Below are 20,227 nucleotides of genomic sequence, written 5' to 3'. Positions count from 1 at the left end.
GGTTTTCCGTCCGGGATTGCGGGTTCCAGAGCAATCCCAGGAAAGGTGCGAAGCGACTTCCGCCCGGAATTGCGTGGTTTCAAAGCAATTCCAGGAAAAGTGTGAAGCGGTTTTCCGTCCGGAATTGCGTAACGTCAATGAGTTAGCCGATTCAATGCGCCTCCGCCGCGATCAGCGGCACCTCGGTGCCCTTGACGTCATAGAGCTTGCCGTTGAGGAAGTAGTCGCCGTCATGCAGCCGCGCGATGTCCTGGTAGCGGATCGTCCGCTCCGTTGCGGCGACGAACACCGATTGCTGGTCCGAATTTCCTGCGGTGAAGTGGTTGAAGAGCAGGTTGAGCAAGATCGCCATCAGGGCGGCCGAGCTGATGCCCGAATGGAAGATCGTCGCGAACCAGGCCGGGAAATGCTCGTAGAAACCGGGGGCTGCGATCGGGATCATGCCGAAGCCGATCGAGGTCGCGACGATCACGAGGTTCATGTTGTTGTTGTATTCGACCTTCGACAGCGTGCGGATGCCGCTGGCCGCAACCGTGCCGAAGAGCACTAGGCCGGCGCCGCCGAGAACCGAGGTCGGAACCGAGGCAACGATGCGCCCCATGACCGGCAGCAGGCCGAGCGCCACGAGGAACACACCCCCCGTTGCCACCACATGGCGGCTCTTGACGCCGGTGACCGCCACGAGGCCGACATTCTGGGCAAAGGCGCTCTGGGTGAACGAGCCGACGACGGGCGCCAAAATGCTCGACAGCATGTCGGCGCGCAGACCGTCGCCGAGCCGGCGCGAATCCACCTTGGTCTCGACGATTTCGCCGACGGCGAGAATGTCGGCCGAGGTTTCGACCAGCGTCACCATGATGACGATCAGCATCGAGATGATCGCCGCAAGCTCGAAGGTGGGATAGCCGAAGTGGAAAATCTTCGGCAGGGCGAAGACAGGCCCGTTCGCCACCTGCGAGAAATCGGTCATGCCGGCGACATAGGCGATGCCCGTGCCGATCACGATCGAAAGCAGGATCGAAAGCCGCGATATCGATGCACTGCCAAGCTTGCTCAGAAGCAGCACGATGATGAGCGTAACCGCCGCGAGCTGGATATTGGCGGTGCTTCCGAAGTCTGGCGACGCCTTGTTCCCGCCCATGGCCCAGAAGGCAGCCACCGGCATGAGCGTGAGCCCGATGGTGGTGATCACGATGCCGGTAACGAGCGGCGGGAAAAACCGGGTGATGCGCGAAAACACCGGCGTGATCAAAAGGCCGATCAATGAGGCCGCGATGACCGCGCCCAGGATCGCCGGAATGCCGCCATTGCCGGAAATCGCGATCATCGTCGCGACACCCGAGAACGAAACGCCCTGCACCAGCGGCAGGCGGCTGCCGAAGAAAGGCACGCCGATCGTCTGCAGGATGGTTGCGAGGCCACCGGCAAAGAGCGAAGCGGTGACGAGCAGGCCGACATCGCCGGAGCTCAAGCCCGCCGCCTGGCCCAGGATCAACGGAACGGCAACGATGCCGCCATACATGGTCAGCACGTGCTGGAGGCCATAGGCGAGATTGGCGCCAAGGCTCAGCCGTTCGTCTTCGGGATTCTGGGGTAGTGCATTTTCCTCTGAATGGGTTGCCAAGGTAAACTCCTCCATACCTTTGCCACTGCCCCGTCTCCCGCGGGGTGGAGCAAACGCTACTGAAGGAGGGCAGATCTTGCCTTCCTAAAAAAAGCGAAACACCTTTCGGAAATTGACCGGGAATACTTGGCGCAGATCACCCACGGGACTACAGCGCCGCGCGTCTTATCAGACGCGCAAAGGTCGCTGTAGAGGAATGACGCGTGTTCGTTATCTCGGAGCAAGGCCATCAAGCAGGAAGTCGAGGCCTTTCCTGAAAACGCCGTCCCAATCACTATCCAACAGCAGACGAGAGCGTTCGATTGTCGGGTAGCGTTCGCTGAGACGTGTAAGGCGCTGCTGCCCGGCGGCCCTGTCCTCGTCCGAGAGGTCGAAGCTCGCCCGGGTGGTGGTAGCGCCGATCACATAGTTCCAGAGCGACCATATCGCGACGTTCAGATCTGCGTCCGCTACACCGGCTCTCGACAAGGTCTTGCTCATGAGTTCCAGGCGACTGAGGATGTTCGGGCCGAGCGCCCGGCGCGGCAACAGCGATGCCGACCAGGGATGGCGCAGCATGACGGCGCGCCAGTCTTCGAGCATGTGAACGACCTGCCCGCGCCAGTCTTGAGACGCCACTATTTCAGGCAGCCCGCGATATTCGAGCACCGAGTCGAGCGCCAGATCAAACACCTCCTCTTTATTGCCGACGTGCCAATACAGGCTCATCGCGCCCGATCCGAGGCGATCGGCCAGCCGACGCATCTTCAATCCGTCGATCCCCTCGGCGTCCAGCAGTTCTATAGCGGTCGCCACGATCCGTTCCAGAGAGAGAAGCGGTTCGCTGCGCGGCTCCTGCCCAGATTGGAGTGATGCACTCTTCCGTTGAGGCCGTTTGCTCTGAGTGCCGCTACGCTTGCCTGCCATCCGTCTTCCCTGCTGATCAGAACGTCGATTTAAGCCGACAACACTGGGGATGTCGATGCTCAACAGTTGACATCGTACACTGTACGATGCAATTGAATAGTACGCCGTACGAGTCAATCATATGAGCGATGAGTTAAAGGTCAATCCTGCGGGCCGCGAGGGTACGTTGCTCGCAGTCCCCGGAGCCAAGAGAAAATTATGTCACGCGCAATCAAGCATCTGCTTATCGGAGGGCTAATCATCATGACCATGGCAATTCCCACGGCGACGACAGCGAATGAGAATGATCTCAAGCTGACCATCGTCAATCCGCAAAACCTCTACGACCCGACGCCGAATGGCTACAGCACCGCGGTGATTGTGCCCCGCGAAGCCCGGCTGGCCTATATCTCAGGACAGGGTGGCCAGGACAGCACTGGAGCCTTGTCGCCGGACTTCGCTGTCCAGGTTAAGCAGGCCTATGCAAATCTGCGCACCGCCCTCGATGCGCTCGGCGCAAAACCGGATCAGGTCGCCAAGCTCACGGTCTTCGTGGTCGATCACGATATGTCCAAGCTTGAGGTTTTGACCAGGAACGTCAAGGACATGTTCGGCGAGGCATTGCCGGCACAGACGCTGATCCCTGTCCACAAGCTTGCAATTGACCCCATGCTCTTCGAGGTCGAAGCCGTCGTCATTCTGAAATAGTGGCGGCGACGGGTACATATGGGGAATGTCGTCGGGCCAACATGGGCGGCCCCTTGTCAGCCGGAGGATGCGGCAGTGAAAACCGCCAACTGAGCGTCGAAAGCACGCTTGTAGGCGGGCCGCGCTTCGCCGCGGGCGATGTAGGCGGAAAGGTTCGGATATTCGTTCAGAATGCCCGAACCTTCCAATCTGCGCAGCACCGTCACCATAAGGAGGTCACCGGCGCTGAACTCGCCGTCGAGCCAGTCGGCATCGCCAAGTCGACCGGAAAGTTGGTCCAGCCGCTTACGGATGCGTTCATCGACGCCAGTCAGGCGCTCCTTATACCAGGGCTTGTCGCCTTCCAGATACCTGGCGACTTCGCGATCAACGATCGGCGGCTCCACGGTGTTGAGCGCGGCAAACATCCAAGTGATCGCGCGCGCCCGGGCATTCGCATCGTCCGGCAGCAGGCCCGGATAGTGCTCCGCGATATGGAACACGATGGCCCCTGACTCGAACAGGGCCAGATCGCCGTCTTCATAGGTCGGAATCTGCCCGAAAGGCTGAAGCGCGAGATGCGCGGGCTGCTTCATCGCTTTGAACGAAACAAGACGAACGTCGTAAGGCTGGCCCACTTCTTCGATCGCCCAGCGGACGCGCATGTCACGCCCCAGACCCTTGCCGCGATCGGGAGATCGTTCAAAGGCGGTAATGGTAATCGTCATCGCTGTTCTCCATAGCTTGCCTGTCTTGAAGACGATTGGCTAAACGAGATTCCGACACTCCATTCTCAAGATAATCCTCGCGGTCCGTTTGAACACAGATCGAAGGATGCGTTCCGTACGTTCAGCAAAGTTGTTACTTTGCAGGAGGCGCAACTTGTGGCTCTATTAAAACCTGCCGTGGGTTTGGATACAGGGGAAGTGGATGATCAAGAATTGTCTGTTGGCCATTGGTCTTGTCGCGGCTGGCTTGGCAGCCCGGCCAGATGTTGCTTGCGCACAGGACAGCGCCCTCTCCGATCAGGAAGCTTACGCTATCGCCAAGGATGCGTATGTTTATGCCTATCCGATGATGCTGACCTACGCGACCCTGCAAAAGCTGAGCAACTTTGCAGAACCCAAGGATGGTGACGCATTCGGCCCCCCAAATCAGTTCCATCATGCCAGAGCTTTCCCTGAGCCAGCCGACAAGATCGTTATCCGGGAAAACGTCGACACTCTGTATTCGGCAGCGACGCTCGATCTGATGGCAGAACCCATGGTCCTGTCCGTGCCAGCGACCGATCGCTATTTCATGTTGCCGATGCTGAGCCTATGGACGGACGTTTTCGCCGTTCCGGGAACCCGCACGACAGGTGCGAACACGCCGCGAGACTTCCTCGTTGTCGGACCGCAATGGACTGGCAATGTGCCATCGGGCCTTGAGGTCATCAAAAGCCCGACCCGGTTCGTGTGGATTATCGGTCGCACCAAGACCAACGGTGCAACGGACTATGAAAGCGTCCACAAGGTCCAGGACGGATACAAGCTGATACCTTTGTCGGCATGGGGCCAGAAGGAATATGTGCCGCCGAAGGGCATCGTTGACCCCTCGATCGACATGAAGACGCCTCCGCCGGTTATCGTGGATCGCATGGATGCGGCAGCGTATTACGGCCGGTTTGCAGAACTGCTGAAAGACGATCCCCCGAACCAGGTCGATTACCCCATCCTGCATCGTTTCGAACGTGCCGGAATTCACGTCGGCGGCAGCTTCGACCTGAGCGCTGCCCCTGAAAACATCCAAAAGGCTTTTCAGCGAGGTTACGCCGATGGCAAGGCTCTGGTAGCAGCCGAAGGCAACAAGGCCGCCGGCATTGGCGGCAAAGGCTGGGTCATACGACCAGGAGCGGAGCATACGGCGTAGACTATCTCTACCGAGCGGCTATCGCCCAATGCTGCGTTGGGGAAAACCTTGCGCAGGACGCTGTCTACCCCGCCCTGTCCAGCGACAGTGAAGGCCAGCCGCTGGACGGAAGCAACAAATACACTCTGCATTTCGACAAAGGCAAGCTGCCGCCCGTCGATGGCTTTTGGTCAGTCACGGCCTACGACGGCGAGGGATACTTCATGCCCAACCCGCTCAACCGCTACGCTATTGGCGACCGCGACAAAATGGCGGTCAACGCCGATGGTTCCACCGACCTTTATATTCAGTCGGAGTCGCCCGGCAAGGATAAGGAGACGAACTGGCTGCCTGTGGGCCAGGGGCAGTTTACTCTGTTGATGCGCCTCTACTCGCCACGCGAAGAGTTTTTGGAAGGGAACTGGGCACCACCGCCCGTGACGAAATCCAGGTAGGACAGGGTCGTTGTTGGCGCGATGGTTGGCGCCTGTTCCGCTCGGCGCAGGCGCGGTCGAAGCAGACATTGCCCCATTGCCGCCGACAGCAGGTCACCCGGCAATCACGCCGTCACGCCAGGACATCCGCAGAGGCGGCCGCCGTCACAATCTCCGCCTCGCGGTCCAGCGGATAGACCGGCCGCCTCACACGGCTGTAACTCCGCGCGCCGATGTTGGCGGTGCTCAAACCATCCGCATCGACCTCGATGATCTCTGAGGCGATCGGGCCGAAGGCGGCGCGGAAATGCTGTTGCGACTTGACGACGACGATGTCGTAACGGGCGGGCTCGATGCCGACGGCGCGAAACAGGTTCTGGTCGAGCAGCTGCTGCCGCTCGCTCGAAATCAGGATGTCGATGCCGGAGACATGGAAGCGCACGCTCGGACCGAGCGACGCCGGCAGCCCCTGAAACATCGGCCCTTCGAAGATGATCCGGCCATCGGAGATCGCCTGCACCATGCCCCTCACCCGGATCGGCCCGCCGCCGACCGCAGGATCGATCTTGCAGCCGAGCGTCACCTCGCGCTCGGCGCCGAGGCCCGCCTCGATCAAGTCAGTCACCACTGCCGGGTCGCACATCGCCCCGAAGGTGGCGTTGGTAACGCCCGCCTGCAGCAGGCCCGTGAGCAAGCAGGTGGAATCGCTGTAGGCACCGCAGCCGGGATTGTCGGAGAAATCGGCAATCACCAACGGCCCGGCCTTCCGTTTCGCGGCAAAATGTTCGGCGATGGCGCCCGGCAGCGCGTTGAGCGGCAGTTGCTGGTCCTGATGCTCGCGCCGCTGCCAGATCTCGTCGCAGAGCCGTTCCGCATGAGCGATCGCATCGGCGTCTGAGACCCTCGCCCTGTCGTAGCAGATCACCGCCGAAGGCCCGGTGTTGTGAATGTCGGCGTCGTAGAAGCCGGCATTGATCGAGGTCGCGAGAATGCCGTCCTCGCCCGCGATCGCATCGGCAATCTCAAGCAGTTCGGTCATGGCGCAGGCATGGGTCGTGCGGCCGTCGTTGCAGCCGTTGATCATCGGCGGCTGGCGGATGGCGATGGCGGGCGTGATCTCCTTGCGCATCGCCGCCTCCAGCAGCGCCCCGGCCTTGCGGGCGCATTCGGCCATGTCGACATGCGGATAGGTGCGGAACGACACCGCAATGTCGAGAAGGGCGGCCATCTCCGGCGCGGAGTTGGCGTGCAGGTCGAAGGTGGCAGCAACAGGCAGGTCCGGCCCGACGATGCCCCTCACCGTCTCAAGCAGTTGGATCTGCGCGTCGTCGGCCGTCTCCGTGCACATGGCGCCGTGAAAGACGATGAAGACGCCATCGAGCCTCTGGCCGTCGAGTGCCGCCGTCACGTCTGCGACGAAGCGCAGGCGCGTCGCCTCATCGACGCGGCCGCCGGGCTCGGCCCTTGCGGCCACCGTATAGACCGGCTCCCAGCCATAGCGATCGCAACAGTCGATGAAGCCGCCGATTTCCGAATTGGTGCCGCGGCAATTGTCCTCGATCGCCGCACCTCTGAAATAGTGGCACATCTCAAAGTCTTTAAAGCCGGTCTTCAGCTTCGAGAACGTGTTGGTTTCCTGGTTGAACTCGAGAACGGCGACCTTGAAGCTCATCTCATGCACTTTCATTTTAATTTTCGGTCATGGCAGAAGATCGATCGGCGCGGCGGACGCCGGGCACTGCAAGCGCCGGGGAAGCGCGAACACCCCGGCGCTCGCCTGGCGATCAGGCGTTCGCCTGATGCAAGGAGCTAGATGCGAACCACATGCCAGCGTCTGCGCACATCGGCGCCGACGCGTTGGCGTTTTTTCGCCCTAACGAAAATATTCGCTGGTGCTCTTCGGCCGGGCCATGATGTCGAAGTCGAAATACTGCTTGCGGATCGTCTCATAGGTGCCGTTCGCCATGATCGCCTCCAGCCCGGTATTGAGCTTGGCGAGCAGATCTTCGTTGCCCTTGCGCACCGCCATGGCATTGCCCTGCGCGGTGTCGAGGATGAAGCTGTCGCCGACGAAATCGCAGCAGCCGCTGTCGTCCTTGGCCAACCAGTCGGTCAACGCCATCTGGCCTTCGAGGATGAGGTCGAGGCGGCCGTTGGCCATGTCGAGGAACACTTCGCTCAGCGTCGGGTAGAGCTTCACTTCGCTATCGGGAAAGAACTCCTGCAGCGCCTCGACCGCCACCGAGCCGGACTGGGTGCCGATCACCTTGCCCTTCAGCGCCTCGGGCGAAACCTGGGTCAGGCCGAGGTCCTTGCGGGCGATGAAGCGCATGGCGTTGAAATAATAGGGCTTGGTGAAGTCGACTTCCTTCTTGCGGTCCTCGTTGATCGCCATAGAGGCGATCATCACGTCGAACTTCTTGGCCTGAAGCGCGGGAATGATGCCGGACCACTCGTTGGTGCTCCACACGCATTCCACCTTGATTTCGGCGCAGACCGCCTGGCCGATATCGTAGTCGAAACCTTTGATCTCGCCGCTCGCCGTCACATAGTTGAAGGGCGCATAGTCGCCTTCCGTGCCGATCGCCAGCTTGTCCGCCGCAAGGCTGGTGCCTGATAGCGCGCACGCGAAGAAAAATGCGGCCGCACTCATGAACCTCTTTTTCATATCGTTCCCTTTTTCGTTCTTCTCGGTGCCTCCCGGGAGATCCCCGCAAATCCGCGCATCGGGCAGCGCCCAATGCGGATTTCGCTCGATATTCCCTGAATTTGCAGCCGATCGTTGTTGCGTTTTCGCTTTATTATTCATCGACAATGGGGGATGCGGCACCGCTTCGCAATGTCAAAGAAATAATCCCAGCCATCCAAAAAATTCATATAGGGTCTGGGAGTTGAACCGCCTTCCGGAGAAGCCCATGCGCGATCTGCCGAGCCTGAAATCCCTGCGCGCCTTCGAGGCGGCCGCACGCAATGGCAGCCTGACGGCGGCGGCAAACGAACTCTGCATCGGCCAGGGCGCCATCAGCCACCAGATCAGGATCCTCGAAGACAATCTCGGCCTCAGCGTCTTCGTGAGGAAACAGCATGGCGTCGAGCTGACGCCCGAAGGCGCCCTGCTCTTTGCCTCCTGCAACCGCGCCTTCGACGATCTCGAAGGCGTCGTCCAGCATATCCGCCCGCGCAACACCCAGAAGATCCTGCGGGTAAAGGTCGGGCCGTTCTTCTCGATGAAGCTGATCGCGCCGCGCATCTCTGAGTTTCTGGCCGCCAATCCCGGCCTGCAGATCCACCTCTCCCATCTCGAAACCAACACGCCCGCCAGCGGCACCGCCGACGTCATCATCGATTATTGCCTGCATCCGCCGGCTGGGCGGTTTTCGCAACGGCTGTTGCGCGAACGCCTGGTGCCGGTCTGCGGCCGCGCACTTTGGGAGGGGCAGACCGACAAGCACGACCTGCTCTCAGGCAACAGGCTGCACTATCGCGGCCTGTCGGAATGGCAAAGCTGGATCGCCTCCTCCGGCCTCAGGCTAACGCCCAGCCGCCAGGACCTTATCTTCGACGACCAGCACATCATCCTCGAAGCGGTGAAGGAAGGACAGGGCGTGGCCCTCGTCGACCGCACCATGGTCGAATACGAGCTCAGAACCGGGCAGATCTGCCTGGTGCACGACCACTATTATGAGCCGGCCGAAACCTACCAGTTCGTCTGCCAGGAAGAACTGTTCCGCACCAAGCCGGTGACCAAGAGCTTTCTTAACTGGCTCCTGCAGGAAATCGACGAACGCCAGCGCCGCTACGCCGAGATTGCCTTGATTGGCTCCACTGGCTGAGGTGCGGCACCGGCCTGAAAGAGACACTGCAGGACGATCGGCATTTTGTAGACGACGAAGTCACTTCACCGGAATTGGGCAGAAAATTCCCCTCTATGAAGCGCGGGATATCAGAATGCTCGGACTGCGGACAAACGGCGTTCTCCAGTGAAAAGATACCTCACCTTGATGTTTGGGGAGCGAGTGGTGACACTGTGTGTGAGCAGCGAATCGGAGAGGGCAAGTGCAACCAGACCAGCTTTCGCGTCAGCTCCAAGATGATGGTTATGCCTTTGTTCCTCGGTGGCACAGTGCCCTGTCGACAAGAGAGGTGGCAAGTTTCATCGGCAGGATCATAGAAATTGATGCACTGCTACCTGGAAGCGGCATTCCAACAGTCCAAACCCTAATGCCGCGGAACGAAAGAGACGCACCTCGCACGCAATATAGTGGCGTGTTCGGATTGCAGGAGTTTCCGCTCCATACCGACCTAGCTCACTGGGCGAAACCGCCCCGATATTTCATGCTTCGCTGTATAAGCGGTTCGGCCGAAGTGGCTACCAGATTGCTTCCTGCATTTGTTTTAATGGATGCGATTGGTGAGAATGTGCTGCGTCGAGCTCTGGTCAAGCCGCGGCGGTCAAGAGGGTCAGGAACCGCAAGCCTGCTAACTCTGATTTTTTCTATAGATCATACTCCCGGCTTCAGATGGGATTCGCTCTTCTTGACGCCTATGAACGCTGCCGCTCGGGAAGTCCTGGATATCATGACAAGCCGGACAGAACCGTGGCAGGGACACAAGGAGTTCGTGCTGTGCAACCCTGGCGACACTTTATTGATCGATAATTGGCGTCTGCTACATGGTAGAAGTCCCGCGGATTTAGCAAAGACGCGAATAATTGAAAGAGTATATTTGTCGGAGATGTATCTATGATAGTGAAGGTTACCGACGCCCCCTGGTCTGAAGAAGCACTTTTTACCAAAGCAAAACTATATCTTGATAGAATGGAATCGCTTACTGCCGACGATTGGCAGTTCGGTCTCTGGTCAACACTAACATTGGAACTCGTCGCACGTTCGGCACTTGCACACATCTCACCAGTTTTGCTGGCTGACGCTTCCAATTGGCGAAATCTAACTTTCGCGCTGGGTCAGGATCCCACAGCAAAGAGGTTCACCCCAAGCTCTGTCGCCTCCAGCGAAGTCATCTCACGGCTAACGGAGCTGTCGCCCGTGATAACGGCGGAAATTGCCCGGATTTTGTACGCAGCATCTGAAGCGGCGCAATACTGAACTTCATAGTGGGGAATTGGTTTTCTCAGAACTTGGAACATCACAATGGCTTCCGAATTTCTACCAGGCCCTTCAGGCTCTACTCAGAGTTATGGAAAAAGAGCTTAAAGACCTTGTCTCCGATCCCGACAATGCACAGTCAATGATAGAGGCATTGGAGGATCATGCCGCAAAAGCTGTCGAACAAGATATAAGAGCACATAAAAAAGTCTGGTCGAACAAGTCGGAAACGGACCAAGAGATTGCGACCGAACAGGCTAAAACCTGGGCAACCCGTCACGCGGGACATCGAGTTACTTGCCCCTCTTGTAGTTCATCCGCCCTCCTCCAGGGCAACCCAAGCGGAGTTGTATCTACGGACGTGAACGAAGGGGAAGTCATCCAGCGACAGACCATGCTACCAACATCCTTTGAATGTATTGCATGTGGATTGCGGATTTCTGGACTGTCCAAACTTTCTGCGTGCGGATTGGGCGACGCCTTTACCAGCAGATCGGTATACACACCCGCGGAATACTTTGATCTTTACACCGAGGATGATCTTGAGCAGGCTCGAGCGGATGCGGCTCCAGTTTATGAGGAAGACTTCAATGAATAGCGACTGCCTTCCCCAGACGTTGGAGCCTTGCTGGAGGCCGGCAGCGAATGCCCATACCGCAAGCCGAGAACCAGAGGCACGGCGATCGCATAGACAACGACGACCGATAGCCAGATTGCGCCGGGGCCACTGTTTCCTGACGGCGAAATAGAAGCTCGAGAACGCCAGCGGGCTGACGATCGAGGCGAGGCTGACCGCGGACGCCAGCACGCCCTGGAACTGGCCCTGCTGGCTGTTGTCGACCTGCCCGGTCGCCAGAGACTGCAGAGCCGGCGTGCCGATGCCGCCAAGGGCGAAAACCGGCATGATCGCGAAGATGATCCAGCTCTCTCTGGCGAAGGCCATGACGATCAGCGCGATGCATGCGCTGGCGACGCCGGTCAGAATGGTCGCGCGCTCGCCGGGCAGCTTCACGGCCGGACCGGGAAGAAAGGCCTGGGCAAGGATCTGACAGACCCCAAAGGTGCCGAGCGAAAGGCCGATCCAAAGCCCGTTCCACTGGAAGGTGTCACTCCCCCACAGCGCCCAGGGCGCGTTTGTCCTCCGGCGAAATGTCGGTGATGTAGGCCTAATTCCGCTCTTCGGCCAATAGACCCGAAGATAGAGCGAGAAGAGGATCCCTCCGGTCTACCGCCTCATCAGCCCCTGGTCGTTGCTTCGCGTGCATCAATTCAACTTGACCAGGGCGGGCGGCCAGTATGTGCCGTTCGCAACACCGTCGAGCGGGCCATAGAAGCGGAACGTCAGGCGGAATTTTTGCCCTTTGGGGATCGGAAGCCAGTTTCCTTCAGGAGCGTCGGCGGGCTTGTCGGTTGCGAAATAGAGCGTGAGCGAGCCATCCGAACCGTATTCCGGATGTGTCTGCTCATTGAGCAGGTAGCGTTTCGAAGGATTTGGCAGGACGCGGAAGTGGACGTTGTCGACCGCAATGACCGACCAGAAGTACTTGGCAAAGCGTGACGGCAATGCTTGCCTGGGGAATGTCATCTTGTAGGCGTGGTCTCCGGACAGTTCGCCGCCACTCTCGTCCTTGCCGCCGCGGTAGTAGAGAACCTCCGGCTTGACGTTCGCCCAGATGCCGCCGTTGTTGACCAGCGTCCGTGCCAGATAATCGAGGCCATATTCTCCGACGACGCCCGGACGCGCCCACCCGTTTTGAACGACGCCATGTCCGATCGTCTGGCCCGCTTTGCCGATTTCCGGGAAGGCATGCTCCTTGATGATGCCGTCCACGCGGCTGCGCTCTTCCGCGTTGTCCTTGATGGCGGCCGCGATCTCGCGGACATTCGCCTGTCGTTTCTCAAGTCCGACGCTCAGATCCGGCTCGCCATCGAGGGCCGTGACGGCGGCCTCGAATGCCTCCACGCCCGGCAGTTTGTCGAGCTCGAAGATCGGCGTCTTCGGAATATCCGGCAGCTTCGGCGCACCGGTCGCCCGCAGCTTGAAGTCATGCTGCAGGGCGACTGCCCGATCCGGGTCGCTGCCAAGCGCCACGCGGGCAAGGACTCGGGAATGCGGAACCGGCAGATCGATGCGCATGATGTCGCCCGGCAGCTCCACTTTCGCGCCTCGCAGGCATACGGCGAAATCGCCCGAAGCTCTGTTCGGGAAAACGCGCTCGTTGATATTGGCGAGCGTCTCGCCCCAGCCATTCAAGAATTGGACGGTATAATAGCGGTCTTTGATTTCGGGGACCGTGACGATGGTGCAACTGCTCTCGTCGACTGCAACCCATGCCTCGGAATAGGCCACATCCAGGTTCGGATTGGGCCAGTCGACCGCACCGGGCTTCCTGTGGATCAGTTCGTTCCACTTGAAGCCTTCCTGGAAATCGAGCTGCTGTTGCCGTGTGATCAGCAGGCGGCCAAGAAGATAGATATAGGCTTCGCTGATTTCTTCATCCGTCGCTTGCTGAGCGCGCGCCGGAGCGCCACCAACGACCAGACCGGACATGAGCAACAGACTGACGGTGTACAGCAATCGGTTCACGGTCGCACCTCCCTTGCTATGGCCGGGACAATGCGCTTCGTCGCGTTACGAGGAAAGTACGTTACAGTTACGATCCTACCAGATGGCTTCGGGTGGCCCATGGACGACCCTTCTGACATTTGGGTCCCGATACCGTGCTCCGGCCCAAAGTGAAGACCGGTTCAGTCCCGCTGCCGGCGCCCAGGCTTATGCCATTCCCATGCGCTCATCCGGCCTGCGCCGTGCCATGGGCATGGATCACCGCCTCGGCCTCCTTGCCGTAGAGCTCCTCGAAATGGTCGAAGCTCTTGGAGAAATAGCCGATCCCTTGCGTTGCCGAGCGCAGCGCCCGCGCCAGCTCGTCGAGCGCTGCCCCAGGCACCAGCGCGCGAAAAACGTCCCAGCCCTTGGCGGCCTCGTCGCGGTCGAAACCCAGCACCTGACCCTTGTAGGTGGAAACGATCGGCACCAGGCTGCCGGAATAGATCGACGGGATATGGATCTCGACGCGGACCACCGGCTGCATCAGCACCGCGGACGCCTGCGACAGCGCCTGGCGCACGCCCATCTTGGCGGCAGCGCGGAAGGCGAATTCTGAGCTGTCGACCGCATGGTGCTGGCCGTCCGTCAGCGTCACGCCGACATCGATCACCTGAAAGCCGAGCGGACCTTTCTCCATCGCCTCGCGCGCGCCCGCCTCGATCGCCGGGATGAAGTTGCGCGGCACCGCGCCGCCCTTCACCGTTTCCTTGAAGCTGAAGCCGCCGCCGCGCTCGTTGGGGTGCACGCTCAGCTTCACGTCGGCAAACTGCCCCGCCCCGCCCGTCTGCTTGCGGTGGCGATAATGCACATCAGAAGGTTTCAGCACCGTCTCGCGATAGGTCGGGCTCGGCGGCTTGTCGGTGACGCCGACATGGAAGACATCCGCCAGCGTCTTGCACAGATCGCGCAGATGCACCGGCCCCTGGACGCAGATCAGCTGCGCACCCGTGCCCTCCTCCTGCATGACCTTCAGGCTGCGATCGGTCTCGGCCAGCTTGGCAAGCGTGCCGGAAAGCTTGGTCTCGTCGCGCTCGCTGTCAGGCACCAGGATGCGCTCCAGCATCGGCGTCGGCGGCGCCGTCCAGTCCGGCGCCTCTGACGCGGCAGTGGCGGTCAAAAGCGCCGGCACCGGCAAGTGGTCGGATTTGACGGCGGCAAAGATGCTGCCGGGTTCCGGCGCGGCTGTCGCAAACGGTTTTCCGGTCGCCGGGTCCTGCACCGAGCCGAGGCCGCCGCCGCCGAGCGCCGCTCCCTGCTTGATGCCGTTCGAAAGCGCGCGCACCAGCACGGTCTTGCCGACATTCTGGCGGTGATAGGCGTGAAAGCTGACGGCGGCGAGGCTGGCTTCGGGGACGTTGCCCGCCTCGCCCAACCTTTTTCGCAACGCGTCGACCGGTGGCGCCTCGTGCCTCAGCGCCTTCATCAGGCGCAGGATGCCGTTGCTGTGGCTCGCCGCCCCGACGAGCACCGGGATGATCCGGTTTTCCCTGAGCAGCCGCGAGGAGATGGCATAGATCGTGTCGCTTGCCGGCTCGCGGTCCTCGATCAGCTCTTCGAGCAGCCAGTCATCGAACTCCGAGAGATGTTCGAGCAGCTCGGCGCGCGCTTCCTTCTCGCGCTCCAGCGCCGTATCCGGGATCTCGATCAGCGCCGAGGTCTGGCCCTCGCGATAGCGCCAGGCACGCTCGGAGATCAGGTCGCAGCTGCCGACGATCGTGTCGCCCTCGCGGATCGGCACCTGGCGCAGGATCAGCATATGGCTGGAATAATCCTGCAGCGCGGCGATAACATCCCTCAATCGCCCGCGCGGCTCGTCCATCCGGTTGACGAAGATGACACAGGGCGTGCCCGATGCCTCGATCACCTTGAGATAGGGCGCCGCCAGTACCGCCTCCTCCGGCGCCGGCGAGACGCAGAGCACGCAGGCGTCGCTTGCCAGAAGCGCGTGCTGCGCATGGGCAAGCGCCTCGTTACCGCCGGGCGTGTCGAGCGCGCACCAGGTTTCCTTGCCGATCTCGAATTCGGTGGTGTTCAATCCATAAGGTGACGTGGCCTTTCTGGAGCTTTCCCCCAGCGCAGCCAGTTTTTCCACCAGCGTGGATTTTCCGGTCTGCGAGGGCCCAACTACCGTGAAGCAGCGCATCGGCGATCCTCCCCTGTCGCGGAGCGCCGTGCGTTTCGACGCCCTGCCTCCTATTAATTCTAGGGCATCTTTTGGGCTTTCAATGGCCTTGCGCAAAAACGGGCCACCTGCCGCGCTTCAAAATGGGTCGGACGGCGTCCGCACCGGCTCACAAACTGATTGCAAAACAGCATCAGTTTTGCAATAACCCACGGGTGAAACCCGACCTATGGTCGTTGCGCGGAGCTGCCAGACGCCACGCGCGCCGGAAACGTCAACATCGGAGATTGTCCGCATGTCACTCACGCTTTATCTGCATCCGCTCGCTTCGTTCTGCCACAAGGTGCTGATCGCGCTTTATGAGAACGGCACGCCCTTTGACGTAAGCCTGGTCGATCTTCTGGACCCCGCGGAGGCGGCCCGCTTCGCGGAACTCTGGCCGGTCGGCAAGATGCCGGTGCTGCGCGATAGCGCCCGCGATGTCACCCTGCCGGAAACCTCCATCATCATCGAGTATCTCGATCGCCACTATCCCGGCGCTCGCCCGCTCATTCCGGCGAATGCGGAGGAGGCGCTGCAGGCCAGGCTCTGGGATCGCTTCTTCGATCTCTACATCCATGCGCCGATGCAGAAGATCGTCACCGACACACTGCGTGCCCCGGGCGAGAACGACCATCGTGGGGTGGCCGACGCCCGCGCCACGCTTGGCGTCGCCTACGGCATGGCCGAGCGGCATTTCGCCACCAACGCCTTCGCCGGTGGCGCCGCCTTCAGCCTTGCCGATTGCGCCGCCGCCCCCGCGCTTTTCTATGCCGGAATTGTCGAGCCTTTTGCCGACGGATATCCGCATCTTTCGGCCTATTTCGAACGGCTGCTCGAGCGCCCGTCCATGAGCCGCGTGCTGGCCGAGGCGCGGCCCTATTTCCACATGTTTCCCTATAAGGATCTCATGCCCGCGCGGTTTCTTGCCGGAGCCTGAGAGGAATTCTGGAAGCGGCGAAATCGGCCTCGACGCAAAAACCTCGAAACCCACGGTTACCAATTCCTATAGAACAAACGGGCAGCCCTGCCGGGGCCGCCCATCTTCTTGACCGTTGTCAACTAGTTGCCGGGCTTGTTTTTGATAGCCGCATCGATCTGCCTCTTCACAGCATCGAGGTTGAAGGAGGCCGGGTCCTGCATCGGCGGGTAGTCAACCGCGGTGAGGGCAAGTTTGGCGACCTCCTGCTGAACAGTGACGAACCGCCAGAACTCGCGAGCGAAGAAGTCGTTCATATAACCCCCGCCGAGGTCATTGAGGCTTTGCTGGCCAATCGATGGTGTCCGCTCGAATGGGTCCTGGCGGATATTCACCATGGTGGGCATGTCAGTTGTTACCTTCCCACCGGGCCAGCCCTGCGGCTGTTGGAAGAACTGGAACTTGAAGTTGTCGATGCGAACCGCCCCGAGAGAAGGGCCGCCGAAGTAGAAAAATTCATGCCGTGCGGATGGGGATTTGCCCACCAGCAGGTCCAACTGATTGTAGCCATCAAGGTGATTCTTGTAGGTCCTGTCACCCAGCTTCACGCCCTTGAGCAACTGCTCAGTGATCTCGGTGTTGCCGGCTGCCGCCACGAGCGTGGGGAACCAATCCAGGGCCGAAAATATGCCGTTCTCGACCGTACCCGGCTTGATCTTGCCGGGCCAGCGGATGATGGCCGGTGCGCGGAAGCCGCCCTCCATTACGGTACCCTTGGTACCCTTGAACGGGGTCATACCCCCGTCGGGCCAGGTAAACACCTCCGCCCCATTGTCGGTCGTGAAAATGACGATGGTGTTGTCGGTCTCACCCGCATCTTCCACGCATTTCATGAGAGCGCCAACGCTGTCATCAAGCTGCGCCACTCCAGCTTCTTCAAGTCCGTAATTGCTGTCGCTGTTCATGAGGGCTTGGTATTTGGGCGACAGAAAGGTCCAGACGTGCATGCGCGTCGTGTTGTGCCAGACGAAGAACGGCTTGCCGCCGGTCTTGGCTTTATCCATGAAATCGCACGAAGCCTTGACCAGCACTTCGTCGAACGTGCCCATGTCGTACTTGGCCTTGGGCATGATGTCATGCATGTTCGGCACGTTGGTCATGTCGGGATACGGCGCCAGGGGGCCCTCGTCCACGATCCTCTGCTTGCCGACCTTGCCCCAACGCGGCTGCTCGGTCGTGTCGTCCGTGTCCGTTGCAAAGCTGTGGACCAAATTGCGCGGCCCGACTTTGTCCCGGTACGACTGGTCATTCGGAAATGAATACCAGTAGGGGTCTGACATCGCGTCAAGGTGATAGAGGTAGCCAAAAAACTCATCGAAGCCATGCAGTGTCGGCAGATATTTGTTCAAATCGCCGAGATGGTTCTTACCGAACTGGCCAGTGGCGTATCCCTCAGTCTTGAGTACTGCGGCGATGGTTGCCGCCTTGTCAGGCATGCCGACGTCCGCGCCTGCCTGGCCGACAGTCGTAAGGCCCGTGCGCAAGGGGATTTCGCCGGTGATGAAACTCGCCCGGCCCGCCGTGCAACTCGCCTCGGCATAATAGTCGGTAAACATCATGCCCTCGGCTGCGAGCCTGTCGAGGTTGGGCGTCTTCCCGGACATTATGCCCCGGTGATACGCACCGATATTGAACCAACCAACGTCATCACCCATGATGACGACAATGTTGGGTTTTGGCTGCTGTTCCTGCGCGACCGCCGGTGCACCTATTGCCGTTGCGATGGCGGAAGCCAGCATACCAAAGCAAAGGTTTCTCATGGTACTCATGGTTAACATCCTCCGTTTGCGTTTGCCCATGGCTCCGCACGGTTGAGATTGCCCTCTTAGAGCAGAAGGATCTCCTCATCCCTCGGTCGAGACGACCTGATGTTGTGACGCTGCGCGGCACGGTACCAAATGAAGATCGGTATGTTGGGTTTGTGAATGCGGCTCTGGTTGTTCGCCAAGATGGTGACGATAGGCATAACCGCCATCGAGCGTCGATGGCTAGCAGTGCGAAGCTGGCTTGGGCCTGCCTCAGTGTCGGCAGGCATCCGGCTGGGACTATCGCACATTTTCGCCTTCGCCACCAGATTGAAGGCCCGCGTCGCCACACTTCGATGAAACGGCGGCCCTATATGACTGCCATTTGCGCGAAGCAGCCGCAGCAATGCTGGGTTTGAAACTGGTTGCAAAATTTGGTTCCCCCTGCAGAGGGGCCCGGCGATGGCGAGCACCAAGCGAGGGCAGATAAGAGACTTCTAATGTTTAGATTCAATATGATATGAGGAGATGTTGGAGGCGATTTTGGAACCGCAATTTGGAAGATTGCACCCAGTTTTGAAACGATACGCCTTCAGCATCCTTGAACTCACTTCACGTTGGTTCTTCGCCACTACACACCTTGCACATTGGCAGGGTCATTTCTTGGGGCAAAGCTTTCAACCGATGAAGCTGACGGCGCCTGGGAGTCGCCCTATGAGTCGATGGACCCCGCCGTAGCGATGGCCTTGGGAGCGATCTCGCGTGGTTCGGGAACGACCCCGACGCTCATGGGATTCGGCAGTGACTCCGACAAGCTGGTCGTTAGTGATGTTGCGCGAATGCTCTCGATCATCGACGAACCCTTTTTTTAGAGTTCGCCACTGCGGGTTCGATACGGTCGAGATGTTTCGATTTGCTACCCCGCTTCAGCATCGGCAGGCCGATCGGTGTTTCATCAATTTTGTAACAGTAACGTACTTGCGCGGTCGCTAAAAAACGAGAAGCTTCGCCGCGTGCATCATGCACAGAATGCAAGAACAGCGTTCGGGATTGCCCCCCGCGGCTTGGCAATAGTCGCGCACATTCCCCTATCAAATTCGCAGTCACATCCACACAACAGATGAGGACACTGATCATGATAGACCAAGCTGATCGACCATATTTTTTTGGCAGACCTAGGCTAGTGCCCATCCACAAACGGTAAGCCGCTGAAATTATTGGATGAATCGCGATATTGCCGCGGGTAAAGCCCGGCGGTTTCAGGTATACTTTAGATCAAGCTACTGATTCTAAAGACAAACCCGTCACCGCCGGAGCCGACAATGCGCCAAGAAAGCACCGTCCAATCCAGGATATTCGATCTTTTTGCCGGGCACGAGATCGGCCGTGAATTGAAAGCCATGTCTCAGTGGCTGGATGAGCATGGCGAGGTGCTGAGCCGAGTGACAGAGGATCTGCGCCGACAAGGGGTCAAGGAAACCGGCCGCGAGGGGCTGCCGGCCGAGGCTGTGTTGCGCTGCGCGCTGCTCAAGCAGCATCGCCAGTTGAGTTATCAGGAACTGGCCTTCCATCTCGAAGACTCCGCCTCGTTCCGCGCCTTTGCCCGGCTGCCCTGGGGCTGGAGCCCGAAGAAGTCGGTCTTGCACAAGACGATCAGCGCGATCCGGGCGCAAACCTTTGAAGAGATCAACCGGGTGCTGCTGGCGAGCGCCCGGCAGGAGAAGCTCGAAAGTGGCAAGGTCGTGCGCGTGGACAGCACCGTCACCGCCGCACCGATCCATGAGCCGAGCGACAGTAGCCTATTATGGGACGCTGTCCGGGTGATGGTACGGCTGTTGCAGCAGGCCGATGCACTGGGGAGCGCCATCCCATGGCACGATCACTGCCGCGCGGCGAAGAAGCGATCCCGGGCGATCGAATATACCCGCGGTCGCCCGAAACGGGTGAAGCACTACCGCGAACTGCTCAAGATCACGCGCACCACCTTGAGTTATCTGCAGCAGGCGAGTGAACAGTTGCCCCTGACGGCGGGCCCGGCCGGCGAACTGTGGCAGACCCAGCTCCGCCACTATAAGCCGCTGATCGAGCGGATCATCGCCCAGACCGAAC

At 59.9% G+C, this 20,227-nt stretch carries 16 protein-coding genes and 1 pseudogene; 8 read left to right on the top strand and 9 right to left on the bottom strand.

Annotated features, from left to right (window positions below; all coding sequences use genetic code 11):
- Positions 1-151 precede the first annotated feature (151 nt).
- A complete protein-coding gene (locus AC244_RS28870; protein ID WP_152976152.1) occupies positions 152-1,639 on the bottom strand; it encodes a nucleobase:cation symporter-2 family protein in 1,488 nt (495 codons plus the stop codon).
- Between the two features lie 195 nt (positions 1,640-1,834).
- Complete coding sequence (locus tag AC244_RS28865; RefSeq protein ID WP_053252266.1) at positions 1,835-2,530, bottom strand: TetR/AcrR family transcriptional regulator; 696 nt, start codon at positions 2,528-2,530, stop codon at positions 1,835-1,837.
- A 198-nt stretch (positions 2,531-2,728) separates the two neighbouring features.
- Between AC244_RS28865 and AC244_RS28860 the strand changes: the two genes are divergently transcribed.
- A complete protein-coding gene (locus AC244_RS28860) occupies positions 2,729-3,217 on the top strand; it encodes a RidA family protein (protein WP_053252265.1) in 489 nt (162 codons plus the stop codon).
- 56 nt (positions 3,218-3,273) lie between these two features.
- Here the strand turns inward: AC244_RS28860 and AC244_RS28855 are convergent, their stop codons facing one another.
- A complete protein-coding gene (locus AC244_RS28855; RefSeq protein ID WP_053252264.1) occupies positions 3,274-3,924 on the bottom strand; it encodes a glutathione S-transferase family protein in 651 nt (216 codons plus the stop codon).
- Positions 3,925-4,144: 220 nt separating this feature from the next.
- On the opposite strand from AC244_RS28855, the gene AC244_RS28850 reads away from it, so the two are divergent.
- Positions 4,145-5,107 (top strand): DUF1254 domain-containing protein, encoded by a 963-nt coding sequence (locus tag AC244_RS28850; protein WP_234717055.1) that lies wholly within the window; start codon positions 4,145-4,147, stop codon positions 5,105-5,107.
- Positions 5,071-5,541: a DUF1214 domain-containing protein gene (locus AC244_RS38360; RefSeq protein WP_321166241.1), complete on the top strand. Its 471-nt coding sequence runs from the start codon at positions 5,071-5,073 to the stop codon at positions 5,539-5,541. The genes AC244_RS28850 and AC244_RS38360 overlap by 37 nt, the downstream gene beginning before the upstream one ends.
- Positions 5,542-5,653: 112 nt before the next feature.
- On the opposite strand, the gene AC244_RS28845 is transcribed toward AC244_RS38360, so the two are convergent.
- Complete coding sequence (locus AC244_RS28845) at positions 5,654-7,207, bottom strand: M81 family metallopeptidase (protein WP_234717054.1); 1,554 nt, start codon at positions 7,205-7,207, stop codon at positions 5,654-5,656.
- A gap of 186 nt (positions 7,208-7,393) precedes the next feature.
- The gene (locus AC244_RS28840; RefSeq protein WP_234717053.1) at positions 7,394-8,188 is read right to left on the bottom strand and encodes a transporter substrate-binding domain-containing protein; all 795 of its coding nucleotides are present in this window, start codon (positions 8,186-8,188) and stop codon (positions 7,394-7,396) included.
- A 247-nt stretch (positions 8,189-8,435) separates the two neighbouring features.
- Between AC244_RS28840 and AC244_RS28835 the strand changes: the two genes are divergently transcribed.
- The 3 genes from AC244_RS28835 (at position 8,436) to AC244_RS37710 (ending at position 11,223) form a co-directional block, all read left to right on the top strand.
- Positions 8,436-9,353, top strand: coding sequence for a LysR substrate-binding domain-containing protein (locus AC244_RS28835; protein WP_053252263.1), 918 nt, complete (start codon positions 8,436-8,438; stop codon positions 9,351-9,353).
- 909 nt (positions 9,354-10,262) lie between these two features.
- Positions 10,263-10,625, top strand: coding sequence for a hypothetical protein (locus AC244_RS37715; RefSeq protein ID WP_202596133.1), 363 nt, complete (start codon positions 10,263-10,265; stop codon positions 10,623-10,625).
- Positions 10,626-10,716: 91 nt separating this feature from the next.
- Positions 10,717-11,223, top strand: coding sequence for a hypothetical protein (locus AC244_RS37710; RefSeq protein WP_202596132.1), 507 nt, complete (start codon positions 10,717-10,719; stop codon positions 11,221-11,223).
- On the opposite strand, the pseudogene AC244_RS28825 reads toward AC244_RS37710, so the two are convergent.
- From AC244_RS28825 to AC244_RS28815, 3 genes and pseudogenes are all read right to left on the bottom strand, one after another.
- Positions 11,199-11,751: pseudogene (locus AC244_RS28825) on the bottom strand (MFS transporter); the annotation flags it as partial. The gene AC244_RS37710 and the pseudogene AC244_RS28825 sit on opposite strands and share 25 nt — an antisense overlap.
- A 138-nt stretch (positions 11,752-11,889) precedes the next feature.
- Positions 11,890-13,212, bottom strand: a complete 1,323-nt coding sequence (locus AC244_RS28820) for a DUF1214 domain-containing protein (protein ID WP_234717052.1) — start codon at positions 13,210-13,212, stop codon at positions 11,890-11,892.
- 205 nt (positions 13,213-13,417) lie between these two features.
- Positions 13,418-15,376, bottom strand: a complete 1,959-nt coding sequence (locus AC244_RS28815; RefSeq protein WP_053252261.1) for an elongation factor G — start codon at positions 15,374-15,376, stop codon at positions 13,418-13,420.
- A 274-nt stretch (positions 15,377-15,650) separates the two neighbouring features.
- Here AC244_RS28815 and AC244_RS28810 point away from each other — a divergent pair, with 274 nt between their 5' ends.
- On the top strand, positions 15,651-16,334 hold the full coding sequence (locus tag AC244_RS28810) for a glutathione S-transferase family protein (RefSeq protein ID WP_053252321.1): 684 nt from the start codon (positions 15,651-15,653) through the stop codon (positions 16,332-16,334).
- A 122-nt stretch (positions 16,335-16,456) separates the two neighbouring features.
- Here the strand turns inward: AC244_RS28810 and AC244_RS28805 are convergent, their stop codons facing one another.
- A complete protein-coding gene (locus AC244_RS28805; protein WP_053252260.1) occupies positions 16,457-18,142 on the bottom strand; it encodes an arylsulfatase in 1,686 nt (561 codons plus the stop codon).
- A gap of 1,298 nt (positions 18,143-19,440) precedes the next feature.
- Between AC244_RS28805 and AC244_RS28795 the strand changes: the two genes are divergently transcribed.
- Positions 19,441-20,227, top strand: a 787-nt coding sequence (locus tag AC244_RS28795; RefSeq protein WP_161807909.1) for a transposase, incomplete at its 3' end; no start/stop codon positions are given.

It is taken from the genome of Ensifer adhaerens, from assembly GCF_001270265.1.
GTDB classification, from domain to species: domain Bacteria; phylum Pseudomonadota; class Alphaproteobacteria; order Rhizobiales; family Rhizobiaceae; genus Ensifer; species Ensifer adhaerens_B.
Note: the sequence above shows the minus strand (reverse complement) of the source record. Positions and strands in the feature narration are given on the sequence as shown.

Coding starts and splice junctions, on each gene's coding strand:
- AC244_RS28805 (WP_053252260.1), bottom strand. CDS start 18,142: ATGAGTACCATGAGAAACCTTTGCTTTGGTATGCTGGCTTCCGCCATC.
- AC244_RS28860 (WP_053252265.1), top strand. CDS start 2,729: ATGTCACGCGCAATCAAGCATCTGCTTATCGGAGGGCTAATCATCATG.
- AC244_RS28840 (WP_234717053.1), bottom strand. CDS start 8,188: ATGAAAAAGAGGTTCATGAGTGCGGCCGCATTTTTCTTCGCGTGCGCG.
- AC244_RS28870 (WP_152976152.1), bottom strand. CDS start 1,639: ATGGAGGAGTTTACCTTGGCAACCCATTCAGAGGAAAATGCACTACCC.
- AC244_RS28845 (WP_234717054.1), bottom strand. CDS start 7,207: ATGAAAGTGCATGAGATGAGCTTCAAGGTCGCCGTTCTCGAGTTCAAC.
- AC244_RS37710 (WP_202596132.1), top strand. CDS start 10,717: ATGGAAAAAGAGCTTAAAGACCTTGTCTCCGATCCCGACAATGCACAG.
- AC244_RS37715 (WP_202596133.1), top strand. CDS start 10,263: ATGATAGTGAAGGTTACCGACGCCCCCTGGTCTGAAGAAGCACTTTTT.
- AC244_RS28865 (WP_053252266.1), bottom strand. CDS start 2,530: ATGGCAGGCAAGCGTAGCGGCACTCAGAGCAAACGGCCTCAACGGAAG.
- AC244_RS28855 (WP_053252264.1), bottom strand. CDS start 3,924: ATGACGATTACCATTACCGCCTTTGAACGATCTCCCGATCGCGGCAAG.
- AC244_RS28810 (WP_053252321.1), top strand. CDS start 15,651: ATGTCACTCACGCTTTATCTGCATCCGCTCGCTTCGTTCTGCCACAAG.
- AC244_RS28815 (WP_053252261.1), bottom strand. CDS start 15,376: ATGCGCTGCTTCACGGTAGTTGGGCCCTCGCAGACCGGAAAATCCACG.
- AC244_RS28835 (WP_053252263.1), top strand. CDS start 8,436: ATGCGCGATCTGCCGAGCCTGAAATCCCTGCGCGCCTTCGAGGCGGCC.